Source organism: Enterobacter sp. WPR_3_1 (genome assembly GCF_003635055.1).
GTDB lineage: Bacteria > Pseudomonadota > Gammaproteobacteria > Enterobacterales > Enterobacteriaceae > Enterobacter > Enterobacter ludwigii.
The window spans coordinates 1,268,243-1,287,967 of record NZ_RBXU01000008.1 but is presented as its reverse complement, the minus strand read 5'-3'; the positions used below and the strand labels follow the sequence as shown (position 1 = coordinate 1,287,967).

Sequence of the window (19,725 nt, the reverse complement as noted above, 5' to 3'; positions counted from 1 at the left end):
GGGATAGCTACATCCATTTGGTGGACATATCCACAGGAATCCGGACACCTGCAAGGAGAGGAAAATGAGTAACGTAAAAATTGTTGATGTCATCATTCGCAAAACGGCCGAGAAAACGAAATTAACCGGAGAGGGTAATTTGTCGGTTTCTATTTCTTCGCCGAGTGTGATTGAAATTCAGGGTTCTGCTCAGGATGTTGTGCGTTATGTTCGCCAGGGTAAAGACCTGCTTATTTATATGAAAGACGGCAGCGTTATTCGCTGCAATAACTATTTTGTTGAAGATCCACAGACCCATAATCAATCAGAACTGGTCTTCAACGATCAGCAGGAACTGACGCATATTTCTTTTGCCGATGCCGGGGAAGCGTCTGGCGTTGCTGTTGCCGAGTTAACCGCGCAGGCTACGCCGGTTGCCAGCATTGAGCCTTTCCTTGAGCAGGGAAGCGTTCTCAATGACGCGCCATGGGGATGGATTGCAGGCGCTGCGTTGGGCGGCGGTGCCATTGGCGCACTGCTGGCGCACGGGGGTGACGGCGAAACCAAAACCAAAGTCATCGACAACACCAAAGATGTTGAAAGCGCGACGCCGACCTTTTTGCTGACGGACAACGCGGGTGATAAGCAGGGTGTGCTGAGTGGCAAAGCGATCACGGACGACAACACCCCAACCTTTAGCGGTACCGGGCAGCCGGGCGCGACCATTCAGGTTAAAGACAGCAGCGGAAGCACCATTGCCAGCACCATGGTCGGGAAAGAGGGTACCTGGACCGTAAAACTCCCGACTCAGGCTGACGGCGAACATACCTGGTCTGTCGTGCAAATCGACGGGAGCAAAACGACGCAGGCGGGCAGCATTACCGTCACAATTTCTACCGCTGACGCCAGCATCACGCTGGGGACAACGGCCGGTGACAACGTGATCAATGCCAGCGAACACTCCGCTGGCTTTACGCTGTCCGGCACCAGCAAAAATCTGGCGCAGGGAACCGGGCTTACCGTCACGCTGAACGGCAAAACCTACACGGCGGAAGTGGGGGCCGGCGGCGCATGGAGCGTGAACGTGCCTGCCGCGGATGCACAGGCGCTGGGTGACGGCACCTGGACCGTGAACGTCAGCGGTAAAGACGCCGCGGGCAATACCGTGAGCGGCAGCCAGACGATAGGTGTGGATACCAACGCGCCAGCGCTTTCTGTTGATACGATTGCGCAGGACAACATCATCAACGCGGCTGAGCACAACCAGGCGCTGACGCTCACCGGTAAAACCGATGCGGAAGCCGGCCAGATTGTGACGGTAACGCTCAACGGGAAAAATCATACCGCCACGGTGGGGAGCGACGGCACGTGGTCCGTTACGCTGCCCGCCAGCGAGGTGCAATCGCTGGCGAATGGCGACCATACGCTAACGGTGAACGTCAGCGATAAAGCGGGGAACGGATCTTCCACGACCGTCGATTTCACCGTGGACACCACCGCCCCGGTCGTGACGATTAACACCGTTGCTGACGACAATATCCTCAATACCAGCGAGCAGGGCCAGGCGCAGATTATTTCCGGTACGGCGAGCGGCGCCGCAGCAGGGGATGTCGTGAGCGTAACCGTTGGCGGTCAGACCTTCACCGGTGTGGTGCAGGCGGACGGCAGCTGGAGCGTGGGGGTGCCTGCGTCCGTGGTGGGCTTGCTGGGAGAAGGCAACCACAACATTACGGTTTCCGTTACCGATGCCGCGGGCAATACCGGCAGCGCCACACACGGCATTACGCTGAGCGGTAACCCACCGGAATTTACCGTTCATGCCATCAGCCAGGATAACGTTCTCAATGCTCAGGAGGCTATGCAGCCGCTGAGCCTGACCGGCACCAGCACGCTGCCAGACGGCAGCGCCATCACCGTGACGCTGAACAACGTTAATTATCAAACCGTTGTCGAGAACGGGAGCTGGTCAGTTCAGGTACCGGTTTCCGACGTCCTGCAACTGGCGAACACGCTGTACACCGTCAGCGTCAGCGGTACCGACAGCGTGGGCAACAGCGGCTCAGCAGAGGCCACACTGCTGGTTGATACCGTGTTGCCACAGGTGGTCATCAATACCTTTGCCGGCGACAACCGGGTGAATAACGCCGAAGTGGCCGCCGATCAAACGATCAGCGGTCGTGTCACGGGTGCAGCGGCAGGGGATACGGTGTCTGTTTCCGTTGGCGGCAAGCATTACAGCGCCACCGTGGGTAGCGATCTGACCTGGAACCTCACTATCCCGTCTGCGGATCTCAAGGCATTCGGCGACGGCGACCTGACCATTACCGCGTCAGTCACCAACAGCCACGGCAATACGGGCAGCGGCGAGCGCGATATCAATATCAACGCGGCGCTGCCGGGTCTGCGCGTCAACACCCTTTCCGGTGATGACGTGATCAATGCCATTGAGCAGCATCAGGATCTTACCGTGACCGGCTCCAGCAGCCATCTGGCCGCAGGCACGCAGATCACCGTCACCATCAATAACGTCGACTATGTCACCGTGGTCAACGCCACCGGTGGCTGGCAGATTGGTGTCCCGGCGAGCGACCTCCAGTCCTGGACGCCGGGCCATATCGCAGTGCACGTCAGTGCAGAAGATGCGTGGGGCAATGCCGTTGCCGCTGAACACCCGATCGAACTCGACCTGAACGCCGTGGCGGTGACTGTTGATGTCATCTCCGGTGATGACCGGCTGAACGCGGCGGAAAAAGGCAGCGATCTCACGCTCTCTGGCCAGACGCAGGGCGTGGAAGCCGGGCAGACTGTGGTGGTGAAATTCGCCGATCGGACCTATACCGCGCAGGTGCAGCAGGACGGCTCCTGGAGCCTGACCGTACCGGCCAGCGCCATGGAAACGTTGATTGACGGCCGCGCGCAGGTGAGCGTCAGCGTGACGAACGTTAACGGCAACAGCGCCGATGCGTCGCGCGTGGTGACGGTCGATACGCTGCCTCCGGACATCACGATCAATAATCTGACCGATGACAACATCATCAGTGCCGCCGAAGCGCAGCAGGATATCGTGTTAAGCGGTAGCAGCACGGCGGAAGCGGGCCAGACGGTCACCGTCGCGCTGAACGGTAAAACCTACCAGACCACCGTTCAACATGACGGTAGCTGGCAACTGACAGTACCTGCCGCGGACGTCGGCGCACTGGCCGATGGCACCGTCACGGTAACGGCAACCGTGAGCGATGTGGCAGGTAACAGCAGCAGCACGGATCGCGTCGGGCTGGTGGATGCCACCGTACCGCAGGTGACCATTAACGATTTTGTCACCGATACCAATACCATAAACCAGCTTGCCCATACCCAGGCGCAGGTCCTCAGCGGCTCCGTGACCGGAGCGGCAGCGGGTGATTGGGTCACGGTGACCATCAATAACGTGGATTACACCACCGTGGTGGATGCGGCGGGCAACTGGAGCCTCGGCCTGCCTGCGTCTGTGGTACAGGGCCTGGCGGACGGAACCTGGACGATAACGGTCTCTGTGACCGATCAATCTGGCAACACCGGCAGCAGCACGCTGGAGGTGGTGGTTAATACCGTGACGCCGCAGATAGGTATTCACACTCTGGCGGCGGACGACGTGATTAACGCCACCGAAAAAGGCGAAAATCTGCTGCTTTCCGGGACCAGCAACCAGCCAGAAGGCACCTCGATCACCGTGGCCCTGAATGGCATTCACTACACCGCCATTACGGATGCCAGCGGTAACTGGCGTGTTACCGTACCGGCCTCCGCAGTAAGCGCGCTGGGCGAGGCGCACTACACGGTGACGGCGAGCGTCACGGACAGTGTGGGTAACAGCGCGTCGGCCACGCACGATGTGCTGGTAGACAGCTCGCTGCCGGTGGTCACGCTCAACACGCTGGCGGGCGATAACATCATCAACGCGGCGGAACTGGCGGCAGGCCAGACCCTGACGGGGAAAGTCGCCAACGCGGCGGCAGGCGACATTGTCACCCTTACCCTGGGCGGCCAGACGTATACCGTTGCGGTGCAGGACGATCTTACCTGGAGCCTGCCGTTAACCCAGAGCCAGTTAACCGCGCTCGGTAACGGTGAGTTGACGGTTACGGCCAGCGTGACGAATGCGCACGGAAACACCGGTTCTGCCGCGCTGGACTTCACCATCGACGCCCAGTTGCCTGGTCTGCGTATTGATACCGTGGCGGGCGACGATGTTATCAATATCATCGAGCACGGGCAGAATCTCATTGTTTCCGGTACCAGCACCGATCTGGCAGCGGGCAGCACCGTTACCGTGACCATTAACAACATTGAGTACGTCGCCACGGTCCTGGCCGACGGAACCTGGAAAGCGGCTGTGCCTGCGGCGGATGTCAGCCAGTGGCCGGACGGTCCTCTCAACATTACAGCCCGCGCACAGGATGCTTCCGCCAACCCGGTGAATATCGGGACCGTGGTGGATGTCGATCTCGCCCCGGTCGCGATAAGCGTTAACAGCGTGACCCCTGATAACGTGCTGAACGCGGCGGAGAAGGGACACGATCTGGCGCTCTCCGGCACCACGTCTGGGGTCGAAGCCGGTCAGACGGTGACGGTCACCTTTGGTGGCAAAAGCTACACCACCACCGTGGATGCGAATGGCAACTGGGCTTACACCGTTCCGGCTGCGGATGTAAGCGGCCTGAAAGAGGGCGATGCCCGCGTTCAGGTGAGCGTGAGCAACGTGAATGGCAACCCGGCCTCTTCGTCACACGAATTCAGCGTCGATACCACTGCGCCTGCGGTCACCATCGATACGGTCAGTCACGACAACATGCTCAATGCGGCAGAGGCGGCACAGGATCTCACCCTGAGCGGCACCTCGACTGCCGAAGCGGGGCAGACGGTCACGGTGACCTTTAATGGCAATCAATACACCGCACAGGTACAGGCTGACGGCTGCTGGACGCTTGACGTGCCGGCAGCCGATCTGGCCGGTATCACCGACGGCACTGCCGTCGTTACGGCGACCGTGTCGGATAAAGCCGGTAACCCGGCCAGCACGGATGCGTCTGTGCTGGTGGACACTACCGTGCCGCAGATCACCTTCAACACCGTTGCCGGTGATGACATTCTGAATATTGCTGAACACGGTCAGGCGCTGATCGTTTCTGGCACAGTCACCGGGGCACAGGCAGGCGACGTGATCACCGTGACGCTGAACGGTAAAAATTACAGCGCAATGCTGGACGCGTCCGGCAACTGGAGTATGGGTATTCCGGCGGCTGACGCGGGCGCGCTGGGCAATGGCGACCATACGATGTCTGCGAACCTCACCGACAAAGCGGGCAACAGCACCACGCAGACGCATGAGATTGCGGTTTCCCTGACCGCTCCGGTTATCGCTATCAATACCGTTGCGGGCGATGATGTGATCAATGCCATCGAGAAAGGCGAAGATCTGCAACTCTCCGGCACCAGCAACCAGCCGGACGGCATCACGATCGTCGTGACCCTGAATGGCATTAACTACACTGCCACGACTGACGCCAGCGGCAACTGGAGCGTGACGGTACCGGCAGCAAACGTCTCGGCGCTGGGCGAAGCGAACTACACGGTCACCGCGAGCGTGACCGATACCGCAGGCAACAGCGCGAGCACCAGCCATCAGGCACTTGTCGACAGTGCGCTACCGGTGGTGACCATTAACGCTGTCGCCATTGATGATGTCATCAATGCGGCGGAAGTGACTGCGGGACAGACCCTGAGCGGAAAAGTCAGCGGTGCCGCAAGTGGTGACACTGTCACGATTTCAATGGGGGGCAACACCTGGACCGCCACCGTTGAGGATGATCTGAGCTGGTCGGTCAATGTGCCGCCTGAAGTCTTAAAGGCCATTGGCAACGGCGATTTGACCGTGACGGCAAGCGTCACTAACGGTCACGGCAATACTGGCTCCGGCAGCCGCGACATCACCATTGATGCCAACCTGCCGGGTCTGCGGGTCGATACCGTGGCGGGCGACGATGTGATTAACAGCATCGAGCATGGCCAAAACCTGATTATTAGCGGCTCCAGTGATGGGCTGAAAACAGGTACTGCGTTGACGGTGACCGTCAATGGTAAAACCTATGCGGCGACGGTTCTGGCCGACGGAACCTGGACGGCAGCGATCCCGGCCGCCGACGTCAGCGCGCTGAGCGCAGGCAAGGTGACGGTAACCGTTGAGGGTCAGAGCACCGCAGGAAACCCGGTGACGATCGCGCATGATGTCACGGTCGATCTGGCCGCGGTGGCGATCAGCGTCAACGCGATTGCCACCGACGACGTGATCAACGCGGCGGAAAAAGGCGCGGATCTGGTCCTGTCGGGTACCACCACCCATGTCGAAGCCAACCAGACCGTGTATATCACCTTCGGCGGCAAGTCTTACACCGCGATCGTGGATGCCAGCGGTAACTGGACCGCTACCGTGCCTTCTGCTGATTTAGGCAGCCTGAAGGAGGGCGATGCCAGCGTGCAGGTTAGCGTCACCAACGTGAACGGTAACAGCGCGTCAGCGGGCCGTGAATACAGCGTGGATACGACCGCGCCGACGGTCTCTATCGACATTGTCAGCGACAACAACATCATTAATGGGTCTGAAGCGCAGCAGGATTTGGTGGTTAACGGCATCACGAACGCGGAAGCGGGACAGACCGTGACCGTGACGCTGAACGGCAAGGATTACACCACCACCGTGCAGGCGGATGGCAGCTGGAGCCTGAGCGTACCGTCAACCGACCTGAGCGGCATTACCGACGGAAACTACACCATCACCGCGGCGGTATCCGACAAAGCGGGTAACCCGGCCTCGGTGGATCGTGACGTGCTGGTGGATACCACGGTGCCGCAGTTGACCATTCACACCGTTTCGGATGACGACGTCATCAACAGCGTTGAGCACGCGCAGGCGTTGATTGTCACCGGGTCTGTCACCGGCGCGGCAGCGGGTGATGTGGTCACCGTCACCATCAATAATAAATCTTACACCGCCACGCTGGATGCCGCGGGCAACTGGAGCGTGGGAGTGCCTGCGGCCGACGTCAATGCTCTGGCCGCCGGGGATCACAGCATCACCGCGACCCTGACCGATAAAGCGGGCAACAGCAACAGTGCGACGCACGACGTGGCCGTCAACCTTACCGCTCCGGTGCTGACCATTGACACCGTTTCAGACGACGATGTCATCAATAGCACCGAGAAAACGCAGGATCTCACCCTCACCGGCACCGCGTCAGGTCTGGCGGCGGGCGCGATCGTCACCGTGATGCTGAACGGCAAAGCCTACAGCGCGACGGTGGATGATAACGGGCTGTGGACGGCTACCGTTCCGGCGGATCAGGTCGGCGCACTGGGTGAAGCGATCTACACCCTCACCGCGTCTGCTACCGATGCTGTTGGCAACAGTACCAGCGTGACTCACACCGTGAACGTGGAGTCTGTCCTGCCGGGTGTCACCATCAACACCGTGGCTGGCGACGATATTATCAATACCGCGGAGCTGGCGACCGGCCAGACTCTCAGCGGTACCGTGGTGAACGCCGAGGCGGGCAACACCGTCACCGTGACCCTCGGCGGTAACACCCTGACCGCCACGGTGCAGGATGACCTGACCTGGTCCGTCAACGTACCGCAGTCCGTGTTAACCGCACTGGGTAACGGCGAACTGACCGTCACCGCCAGCGTGACTAACGGCGTGGGCAACAGCGGCACCGGCGAGCGCGATATCACCATCGACGCCAGCCTGCCGGGCCTGCGCGTGGATACCGTGGCGGGTGACGATGTGATCAACAGCATCGAGCATGGCCAGAACCTGATCGTGACCGGCACCAGCGAAGGACTGGCGACAGGAACCGCACTGACCGTAACGGTAAATAATAAAACCTATCCGGCCACCGTGCTGGCTGACGGCACCTGGAGTGCGGCTATTCCGGCGGCCGATGTTGGCGCGCTGGGGGCAGGCACGGTAGCTGTCACCGTTGAGGGGCAGAACAGCGCCGGTACGCCGGTGTCTATTAGCCACAATGTGACGGTGGACCTTGCGGCGGTCGCCATCGGGATTGACGCCATTGCCACGGATGATGTGATTAACGCGGCTGAGAAGGGCGCGGACCTGGTGCTCTCTGGCACCACCTCCAACGTGGAGGAGAATCAGACCGTCAGCATCCTCTTCGGCGGTAAAACCTATACGGCGTCGGTGGATGCCGACGGCAAATGGACGGCGACGGTGCCGTCTGCTGACCTGGCCGGTCTGAAAGAGGGCGATGCCAGCGTGCAGGTGAGCGTCACCAACGTCAACGGCAACAGCGCGTCTGCGGGCCGCGAGTACAGCGTGGATACCACCGCGCCGTCCGTAACGATTAACACCCTGGCGGCTGACGACATCCTGAATGCGACCGAAGCGAAAGCTGACCTGACGGTGTCCGGTACCAGCACCGCCGAAGCGGGCCAGACGGTCACCGTGAGCCTGAACGGGAAGGACTACACCACTACCGTGGGGGCAGACGGCAACTGGACGCTGGACGTTCCGGCAGCCGACCTGGCGGCGCTCACGGACGGCAGCGTGACCGTGACGGCCGCCGTCAGTGACAAGGCGGGTAACCCGGCCTCGGTGGATCATAACCTGACGGTCGACGTGACGGTGCCGGTCGTGACCATCAACACCGTGGCGGGCGACGACGTGATTAACGTGGCTGAGCATGCACAGGCGCAGATCGTCAGCGGCTCCGCCACCGGCGCGGCGGCGGGCGATAAAGTCACCGTGACCCTTGGCAGCCAGACCTACACCACCGTGCTGGACGCCGCGGGTAACTGGAGCGTGGGCGTTCCGGCGAACGTGATTTCTGGCCTCAGCGACGGCACCGTGACGGTCAGCGTCAGCGTCACCGATGCCGCGGGCAATACCGGATCCGGTACCCATAACGTGACCGTCGATACCGGACTGCCTTCCGTGGGCTTCGATACCCTGAGTGGCGACAATGTGCTGAACGCGGTGGAGAAAGGTCAGGATCTGAGCGTCAGCGGTACCAGCGCTAACCTTGCGGAAGGCACCCTGGTCACCGTGACCCTGAACGGCAAACAATACACCGCAACAACCGCGGCGGACGGCGGCTGGAGCCTGACGGTACCGGCAGCGGATCTGGCCGCGCTGGGTGAGGCGAACTACACCCTGAGCGCAACCGCGACGAACACCGTGGGTAACAGCGTCAGCAATACGGCGAACCTGCAGGTCGACACCGCGCTGCCGACCGTCATCATCAACACCGTGGCCGGTGACAACGTCATCAATGCGGCGGAAGTGGCTGCCGGGCAAACCCTGAGCGGTACCGTTGCCCACGCCGAAGCGGGTAATACCGTGACGGTCTCTGTCGGTGGCAATACCTACACCACAACGGTACAGAGCGATCTGAGCTGGTCTGTAGGCGTCCCGCAGTCCGTGCTGACCGCGCTGGGTAATGGCGACCTGACCGTCACCGCAACGGTTACCAACGGGCACGGCAATACCGGTTCCGGCGAGCGTGATATCTCCATCGATGCCAGCCTGCCGGGCCTGCGAGTCGATACCGTGGCAGGCGACGATGTGATCAACAGCATTGAGCATGGTCAGAACCTGATTGTCAGCGGCTCCAGCGATGGGCTGGCAGCGGGGACCATGCTTACGGTAACGGTGAACGGCAAAACCTATGCGGCGTCCGTACTGGCTGACGGGACCTGGAACGCGGCTATTCCGGCGACGGATGTAAGTGCGCTGCCGGCAGGAACGGTAAGCGTTACCGTTGCAGGCCAAAGCACCACGGGCAATCCGGTGACCATCAGCCATGACGTCACTGTTGATCTGGCGACCGTCGCCATCAGCATTGATACCATTGCCGTTGACGATGTGATTAACGCGGCGGAGAAAGGGGCAGATCTGCTGCTTTCCGGCACCACCAGCAACGTGGAAGCCAACCAGACCGTCAGCATCACCTTTGGCGGCAAGCACTACACGGCCACCGTTGATGCCAGCGGTAACTGGACGGCGACGGTACCGTCTGCTGACCTGGCCGGTCTGAAAGAGGGCGATGCCAGCGTACAGGTGAGCGTCACCAACGTGAACGGCAACAGCGCCTCAGCAGGGCGCGAATACAGCGTCGATGCGACCGCGCCTGCCGTGACGATTGATACGGTTGCCGGCGACAACGTGATCAACGCCAGCGAAGCGTCTGCAGGTGTGGCCATCACCGGCACCACCACGGCAGAAGCGGGTCAGACGGTCACCGTAGCGCTCGGTGATAAGCAGTACACCGCGCAGGTTCAGGCAGGCGGCACGTGGAGTGTGAATGTGCCCGGGGCCGACCTGACCGCGATGGCCGACAATGGCTACACCGTACAGGTTAGCGTGAGCGATGCGGCCGGTAACCCAGGCAGTGCGGCTAAAGCCATTACCCTTGACACCACGCCACCGGTTATCAGCTTTAACGCGGTCGCCGTTGATGATGTGATCAACAGCGTGGAGCATGCGCAGGCGCAGATCGTCAGCGGTAGTGCAACCGGTGCAAACGTCGGCGACAGGCTGGTGATTACCGTCGGGTCTCATCAGTACACGACAACGGTAGATGCGAGCGGTAACTGGAGTGTGGGCGTACCGGCCAGCGTAATTTCCTCGCTGGCTGACGGCACTGCGACCCTCAGCGCAACCATTACCGACAGTGCGGGCAACAGCAGCACGAAGACCCATGATGTGGTGGTCAACACGGCCTCGGTGGCGCTGACCGTGAATACCATTGCCGGCGACGACGTGATCAACGCGGCAGAAGCAGGCACCTCGCTGGTGATTAACGGCTCGAGCGCGCAGTTTGCCAGCGGGACGCAGGTCACGGTAACCCTGAACGGTAAAAGCTACACCGCCACCATTCAGAGTGACGGCTCCTGGGCGACTACCGTGCCGGCTGCTGATGTGGGCGCACTGACCGATGGCGGACATTATCCTGTCTCCGTTGCTGCCCAGGACAGCGCGGGCAACAGCGCGTCGGCAACGCACAGCATCAGCGTGGATACCACCGCGCCGGTGATCGGTGTGAATACGCTCTCTGGCGACGACGTGTTAAATGCAGCAGAAGCACAGCAGCCGCTGACCGTGCACGGTTCTACCAGCGCGGAAGCCGGGCAGACCGTTACCGTAACGCTGGGGGGTAAAACCTACAGCGCAACGGTGGCGAACGATGGTACGTGGACGCTGAATGTGCCGGCCGCCGACCTGGCGGCCCTGAATGAAGGGGCGCTGACGCTGACCGCTTCAGTCAACGATAAAGCGGGTAACAGCGGACAGACCACTCACACCCTGACGGTGGATACCGTGGCGCCAACCGTAACCATCGGCACTGTGGCGGATGACGATATTGTCAATAACGCTGAGCAGCTGGCAGGCCAGACCATCAGCGGCACCACCACGGCGGAACAGGGCCAGACGGTGACGGTTTCCTTCAACGATCACCGCTATCAGGCGACCGTGGGGGCGGACGGCTCGTGGTCGGTCTTTGTGCCGGGGCATGATTTCCTCGGCCTGAGCGACGGGAATTACACCCTAACGGCGACGGTGAACGATAAGGCCGGTAACCCGGGCAGCGCAACGCACGACGTGACGCTGAACGGTGATGTCCCGACCATAACTATCCACACCTTTGCGCAGGACGATATCGTCAGCGCCGCTGAACATGGTATCCCTCTGGTGGTCAGTGGTACCACCGACGCACCTGCGGGCCAGACGGTGACCATCACCCTGAACGGCAAAACCTACACCACAACCGTGCAGGCTGACGGTAGCTGGAACTACACCGTAGGCAGTGCAGACGTGACCGCGCTGGCAGACGGAGGATCGTATGTGATCCATGCCCAGGTGAGTAACACCATCGGTAACACTGCCAGCGACGATCACACCGTGACCGTGGATCTGACCGCGCCGTCAATGGGGATCAGTATCGACGCCCTGCAAAACGATACCGGGCTGAGCGCGAGTGATTTCATCACCAACGACAGCCAGATTATTGTTAACGGTTCATTGACCGCGCAGCTCGGCAATAACGAGAAAGCGCAGGTCAGCGTGGACGGCGGGGCGAGCTGGATTGACCTGGCCGTCACGGGCACCACCTGGCGCTACACCGATGGCCGCACCCTGACGGACGGTACGTATCAGTACCAGGTCCGCGTGATTGATAACGCGGGTAACGTAGGGGCAACGGACAGCCAGAACGTGGTGGTGGATCTCACCGCGCCTGCGGCGACGACCATTACGGTCGATTCCGTCAGTCAGGATACCGGTTTGTCTGGCAGCGACTTTATCACCAGCGATAACCAGATCAGCCTGAAAGGGACGCTCGGTGCGGCGCTGGGGAGTGGCGATCACGCGCAGATCAGCCTCGATGGCGGCGTAACCTGGACGGATGTCAGCGTCAGCGGACTGAGCTGGACCTGGGTTGATACCCGCACGCTGGCGGACGGCGATTATAACTATCAGCTTCGCGTGATTGACGATGCGGGCAATATCAGCGCCACCACCAGCCAGGTGGTCACCATTGATACCGTGGCACCCGATGCCAGTAAAACCATCGCCATTGACAGCATCAGCGATGACACTGGCCTGAGCAGCAGCGACTTTATCACCCATGATACCTCGCTGACGCTGCATGGCTCGCTCGGCGCGACGCTGGCTGACGGCGAATATGCGCAAATCAGCATCGACGGTGGCGTGACCTGGCAGAATGTGATTGTCACCGGCAACAGCTGGTACTACGTGGACGGCCGTACGTTGGGTAATGCCACCTATGACTATTATGTGCGCGTGGTGGATGCCGCAGGTAACGTGGGATCCAGTGCCCATCAGCAGGTGACTGTCGATACGGTCGCCCCGGATGCGGCGATTACGGTGACCGTGGATAACATCACCGTGGATACCGGCTTTGACAACAACGACTTCCTGACCAGTTCAACGTCATACACCCTGAACGGGACGCTGGGGGCGCAACCCGGTGCGGGTGAGTATGTTCAGGTCAGTATGGATGGCGGCACCACCTGGGTTAACGCGACGGTGAATGGCACACAGTGGAGCTATAACGACACGCGTACCCTGGCCGACGGTAGCTACAACTATCAGGTGCGGGTGGTCGATCTGGCCGGAAACGTCGGGGCTACCACGTCGCAGACGGTCACGGTTGATACCCATGCGCCTCAGTACGGCATCACCATTGACAGCATCAGTGAAGATACCGGGCAGTCCGGCACTGATTTCATCACCATGGACACTACGCTTACGCTCAACGGCTCGCTTGGCAGCGCGCTGGCCAATGATGAACGCGTGCAGATTAGCCTGGACGGCGGGAATACCTGGACAGATGCAACGGTAACCAACCAGCGCTGGAGCTACACCGATACCCGCGATCTGGCTGACGGTGATTACACCTATCAGGTGCGGATTATCGACCAGGCGGGCAACGTGGGCTCAACCTCATCGCAGGTGGTGACGGTGGATACCACGCCGCCAACCACCGTGGGAACCGTGGTGAGCTATACCGATGGCGAAGGTGAGCGTCTGGGCTCCTTTGGCAGCGCGATGGCGACGGATGACAGCTCGCCGCTGATCAACGGAACGCTGAACCGCGCGCCGGATGACGGTGAGATTGTGCAGCTTTATCGTGACGGGATCCTGCTGGGCCAGGTCACGATGAACGGTAGCGCAAGCTGGTCCTTCCAGGATAACGGCCTGAGCGATGGCAATCATACGTATATCCTGCGGGTAACCGATAAAGCCGGTAACTATACGGAATCGGACGGGTTTGTACTGAACGTCGATACCAGTATCCCGACCACCACGGCGGCAATTACCGCGCAGACAACATCGGATACCACGCCGATTGTCAGCGGAACGGTCTCCGCGGATCTGGTGAACGGCGAGTACCTGGTGGTGAATGTGAACGGTAAAACCTACACCTCGCAGACGGGCGGCGCGGTGGTGGTCGACCCGGATCACAACACCTGGTATCTGCAGATCCCGGACAGCGATGCACTGAGCGTTGCCAGCTATAACGTAACGGCACAGGTGAAGAGCAGCGCGGGTAACGGCAATACCACCGGGACGGCGAGCGGCAGCCTGGTGATTGATACCACCACGGTGAATACCAGTTGGGCCACCACGGCGGGTAACAGCGATAACTCGACCATGACCGTCGGCATGAACAGCAGCGGCCTGTGGAATATCATTGCTAACGGACAATCCTATTCCAGCAGTGATGATTCTACCTACGCGGCGAACGCGCTGACCAATACGCGTGGCTACCCTGCCGTTAGCCAGACCGCTGCCGATTTTGACCGTAACGGCACGCAGGACATCTTTGCGACTGAAACCACCTACGGCGGGTCTACACAGGTGATGTGGACCTACGATGGCAGCACTTACAACGCCAGCCAACTGGGTATGGGAACCACTATCTGGTACGGCGGTGTCATTGCCTACGATAAAACCGGTGACGGGTATCTGGACCTTGCGTATGGCGATGCCGGTGCGGACTCCATTACCTACCTTATTAACAACAAAGGGGTGCTCACGCCGGATGGGAACTATGGCGGCGCCGGGTTCTGGGGACAATTCACCACCATGCGTGAAATCTCCGGCGTCGACCTGAATAACGACGGCACCGTGGATGTGGTTCAGCACACCAACCGCAGCGGCGCGTACTCGCTTACCGTGATTAACAACAACGGTAACGGGACGTTATCCCTCGGTCAGAACCTGACTAACGTGTTTGTTGCAAACGTGGCGAATACCACCACAGCGGCGTCGATGACGTGGGCGGATTTCAACGGCGATGGCTACATGGATCTGTACCTGGGCAGCAGCTACAACAACAACGGCGGGGTGATCTACTACAACGACGGTACCGGGAAACTCTCCACCACCAAGAGCGCGGTTGAGGCCTCTAACGCGTCTGCAGGGTATCTGTCGGTGGCGGTGGACTGGAACGCAGACGGCCAGATGGACGTCATCAAGCTCAGTACCTACAGCGGATCGCAGACCGCAACCCTGTTTACCAACAACGGTTACGGTTCAAGCTGGACATCAAGTCAGCTGGCTTCCGGACTGGCGAACGTCACCGGTGTGGCCGCCGTGGATTACAACTGGGACGGCGCGCAGGATCTGCTGGTGTCGCAGCAGAACGGCAAAGTGGTGCTGGTGCAAAACAGCAAAACCGTTGCCGACGGCACGGCGATGCATCTGCACATTGTCGACAGTGAGGGTATCAACGCCTACTACGGTAATACGGTCAATTTGTATAACGCGGCGGGCGTACTGGTGGCCTCGCAGATCATCAACGCCCAGTCCGGTATTGGTTCGAACGATACCTCTGCACTGGTGAGTTTCTACGGTCTGGATCCGAATGAAACTTACTCGGCCGAGATCCTGAAAATCACCAATGGCGTGTCGGATAACGTCACCTGGAGCGGTCTGGAAGCCGGCAACGGTAAAGAGGGCTACGTCCTCACTGCCGAAGCAGCAACCGGAGGGCACAGCGGGACGCTTACCGGTACCGGGTATAACGACACCTTTATCGCCGAGGACGGCACGTATACCTATAACGGTTCCGGCGGCTGGACGACCCACTCGGATCACGACACCTGGAGTAACACCGGGGGGATGGACGTGGTGGACTACCGCAATGCGACGTCCGGCGTGACCGTCGACCTGCGTCTTTCTACCGCGCAGGACACCGGGTTTGGTACCTCACGCCTGCTGAACATTGAGGGCATTAACGGCTCGGACTTTGACGATGTCATTACCGGCAACAGTGGTAACAACCAGTTCGAAGGCCGTGGCGGTAACGATACGTTCAATATTGGCAGCGGCGGTCACGATACGCTGCTCTACACGTTGATCAACGCCTCCAATGCCACAGGCGGTAACGGCAGTGATGTGGTGAACGGCTTTACGGTAGGCACCTGGGAAGGCACGGCGGATACGGACCGTATTGACCTGCGCGACCTGCTTTCAGGCAGCGGCTACACCGGTACGGGCTCAGCGAGCTATGTGAACGGGGTCGCCACGCTGGACGGCAGTGCGGGGAATATCACCGATTACATCCGCGTGGTGCAAAACGGCAGCAATACCGAAATCCAGGTTGACCTGGACGGTAGCGGCGGCCAGTTCTCACCCACAACGCTGGTCACGCTGAACGGCGTGCAGACCGATCTGGCTACGCTGCTGGCAAATCATCAACTGTTAATTGCGTAAAACTATGCCGCGAGGAGCGATCCTCGCGGCCTTTTGCGTGGCTACAACGAAGAGCGATAAAAGATTTCACAACATTATGAAGACACATCCACAGTACGAACCCTGGTTGCAGGGCATGCTCATCATCGCGAAGCACTATCGGCTGGACTTCTCGGCAGAGCATGTTCGGGTCACGATTAACCATGAAAGCCAGTCTCCACGCCAGCTGGTGCTGGAAGAGATGGCACGCCAGCTTGGGTTAGGGATGCGTATGGTGGCGGCCGACGCGGTCTCCCTCGACCCGTGGCGTTTACCTCTGCTTGCGGAATTTACCGGCGGACAAATCGCGGTCATTAACCGCATGGACAGCGAGGGCAACGTGAGCCTGCAGTTCAGCGGTGACGGCGGCCTGGAGACGACGCTGACGCGTGAGGCGCTGTGCTCACGGTTGACAGGACTGCTGGTGCTGCGCCCGCTCGAGTCCACGCCGGATGCCCGGGTGGATGATTACATCAAACCGTATGAGAAAAACTGGTTCTGGCAGCTGGCCCTGAAGGACTGGCGACGCTACAGCGATATTATGCTGGTGGCGCTGGTCGCTAACGTCCTGGCCCTTTCCGGCATGGTCTTTTCCATGCAGGTGTATGACAGGGTGGTGCCCTCGCAATCGGAAGCCACGCTGTGGGTCCTGTTTGGCGGCGTGATGATCGCCATTGTTTTCGAATTCATCATGCGCATGCTGCGCGTGCACATTTCGGATGTGGTGGGTAAGCGCGCCGACTTGCGTATTTCTGAACGCGTTTTTGCACACGCGCTGCGAATTAAAAACGGGGCCCGCTCTAAGTCAACCGGGTCGTTTATTGCCCAGATCCGCGAGCTGGAGTCGGTTCGTGAACTGATCACGTCCACCACCATTGCGGCCATCTCCGATCTGCCATTCTTCCTGCTGTTTGTGTTCATTTTGTGGATGATTGGCGGACCGCTGGTACTGGTTGTCCTGCTTGCCGTGCCCCTGCTGCTTATCCCGGGCCTGCTGGTCCAGCGCCCGCTGGGCAAACTGTCCAGCGAAGGGATGCGCGAGTCTGCCATTCGTAACGCCACGCTGGTGGAAGCGGTTCAGGGCATTGAAGACATCAAGCTGATGCGCGCTGAACAGCGCTTCCAGAATCAGTGGAATAACACCAATGATGTTGCCGCTAACGTCGGCATGAAGCAGCGCTGGCTGACCGGGCTGTTGCTGACCTGGACGCAGGAGGTGCAGTCGATTGTGTATGCCGTGGTGCTGCTGGTGGGGTGTTACCTGGTTATCAGCGGGGACATGACCACCGGTGCGCTGGTGGGGACCTCTATTCTCGCGTCGCGGACCATCGCGCCGCTGTCGCAAATTTCAGGCGTGCTCTCCCGCTGGCAGTCGGCGAAAGTGGCGCGTAAAGGACTCGACGATCTGATGCAGCGCCCGATTGACGATCCTCAGCAGGGCAAGAAGGTGCATAAAGCCCATCTGCGGGGGGATTATGCGCTTGAAGAGGTGGGGTTCTGGTACGACGATGAAGAAAAACTCACCGTTCTGAATATCAGCAAACTGCAGATTCGCGCCGGTGAGCGGGTGGCGGTGCTCGGACGCAATGGCTCCGGCAAAAGCACGCTGCTGCAACTGCTGGCAGGGATGCAGGAGCCTCAGCAGGGCAGCATTCTGCTGGATAATATCGCGTTGAACCACCTGGACCCGGCTGACGTGCGCCGCGACATGCAGCTGCTGAGCCAGCAGGCGCGGCTGTTCTTTGGCTCCGTGCGGGACAACATTCTGATGGGCAACCCGCTGGCCACCGACGATGAGATCCATCAGGCGCTGGTGAACAGTGGTGCGCTGGAGTTTGTCCGCAAACAGAAAATGGGGCTCAACTACATTATCAACGAAGGCGGCGCGGGCCTGTCCGGCGGGCAGCGTCAGGCGTTATTACTGGCCCGTGCTCTGATCACCTCTCCGAACATTTTGTTGTTGGATGAACCTACCGCCTGGCTTGACGAGATGAGTGAGAAGCAGTTTATCCAGCACCTTAAACCGTGGTTGGGCAAGCGCCGGACGCTGGTGGTCGCGACCCATCGTCTGCCTATTCTGGAACTGGTTGACCGTATCATCGTGCTGGAAAACGGCAAGGTGATCATGGATGGCCCGCGCGACGCCATCCTTCGCCAGCACGGTATGGCGCCGCAAAAAGCCTCACAGCGTACCGTGACCATGAAACCGACACCAGTAGCAGAGGAGGGCGTAGCATGACTGATTTCTCTCGCGTCAACAGCCGCCTGAAGGAGCCACGCTTGCCGCGGTCAACCTGGGTCGCCTGGTCGCTGTTCGCCCTGCTGGCGGTATTTATCACCTGGGCAAGCCTGTTCAGCCTTGATGAGGTCACCACCGGTAGCGGCAAGGTGATCCCCTCTTCGCACGAGCAGGTGATCCAGTCCCTCGAAGGGGGCATTATTCACAGTTTGCTGGTGCGTGAAGGCGACATCGTTGAGCGTGGTCAGCAGCTGGCACAGCTTGACCGGACGAAAACCGAATCAAGCGTGCTGGAAAGTGAATCGCGCCTGAATGCCGCGCTGGCAACCGCCTCGCGTCTGAAGGCCGAAGTGAACGACACGGCACTGGCTTTTCCGGCAGAGCTGGATGATGACGTTGAGCTGGTCAAACAGGAAACGGCGCTGTATCAGTCTCGTCGCGAAAGTCTTGAGAAAGGGCTGGCAGGGTTACGGCAGGGGGCCGAGCTGGTGCAGCGTGAGCTGTCGCTGACCCGTCCGCTGGTGACGCAGGGGGCAGCCAGTAAGGTGGAGGTGTTACGTCTTGAGCGTCAAAAAAATGAGCTTGAGAACAAAATCACCGAGATGAAAAACCAGTATTACGTTCGCGCCCGTGAAGAGCTGGCGAAAGCGAACGCGGAGATTGAAGCGCAACGTTCGGTGATGAAAGGGCGTGAAGATTCGTTGACCAGACTGACCTTCAATGCGCCGGTGCGCGGGATCGTTAAGGATATCGACGTGACAACCGTGGGAGGGGTGATTCCGCCAAACGGCAAGCTGATGAGCCTGGTTCCGCTTGATGACCAGATGGTAATTGAAGCGAAAATCTCGCCGCGCGATGTCGCCTTTATTCATCCGGGACAAAAAGCACTGGTGAAAGTGACCGCCTATGACTACTCCATTTACGGTGGGCTGGAGGGCGAGGTGACCATGATTTCGCCGGATACGCTTCAGGATGAGGTGAAAAGGGATGTGTATTACTATCGGGTCTATATCCGCACTGACAGTAACCATCTGACCAATAGACAAGGCAAAGCCTTCCCGGTGTTTCCGGGGATGATTGCGACCGTTGATATTAAAACAGGCAGTAAAACGATTCTGGATTATCTGTTAAAACCGCTTAATAAGGCGAAAGAGGCACTGCGGGAACGGTAAACAAAGGGCGTTCGGGAAACCGA

General features: G+C 59.8%; 3 protein-coding genes. All 3 read left to right on the top strand.

The features are described from left to right. Positions 1-64 precede the first annotated feature (64 nt). The 3 genes from BJ887_RS07900 (at position 65) to BJ887_RS07890 (ending at position 19,702) form a co-directional block, all read left to right on the top strand. Entirely contained in the window at positions 65-16,273 is a 16,209-nt protein-coding gene (locus BJ887_RS07900) for an Ig-like domain-containing protein (protein ID WP_121339702.1), read from the top strand. Positions 16,274-16,349: 76 nt separating this feature from the next. Continuing rightward, positions 16,350-18,530: a type I secretion system permease/ATPase gene (locus tag BJ887_RS07895; RefSeq protein WP_047955582.1), complete on the top strand. Its 2,181-nt coding sequence runs from the start codon at positions 16,350-16,352 to the stop codon at positions 18,528-18,530. Beyond that, positions 18,527-19,702, top strand: a complete 1,176-nt coding sequence (locus BJ887_RS07890; protein WP_014169984.1) for an HlyD family type I secretion periplasmic adaptor subunit — start codon at positions 18,527-18,529, stop codon at positions 19,700-19,702. Before BJ887_RS07895 ends, BJ887_RS07890 begins: the two co-directional genes overlap by 4 nt. Positions 19,703-19,725 lie beyond the last annotated feature (23 nt).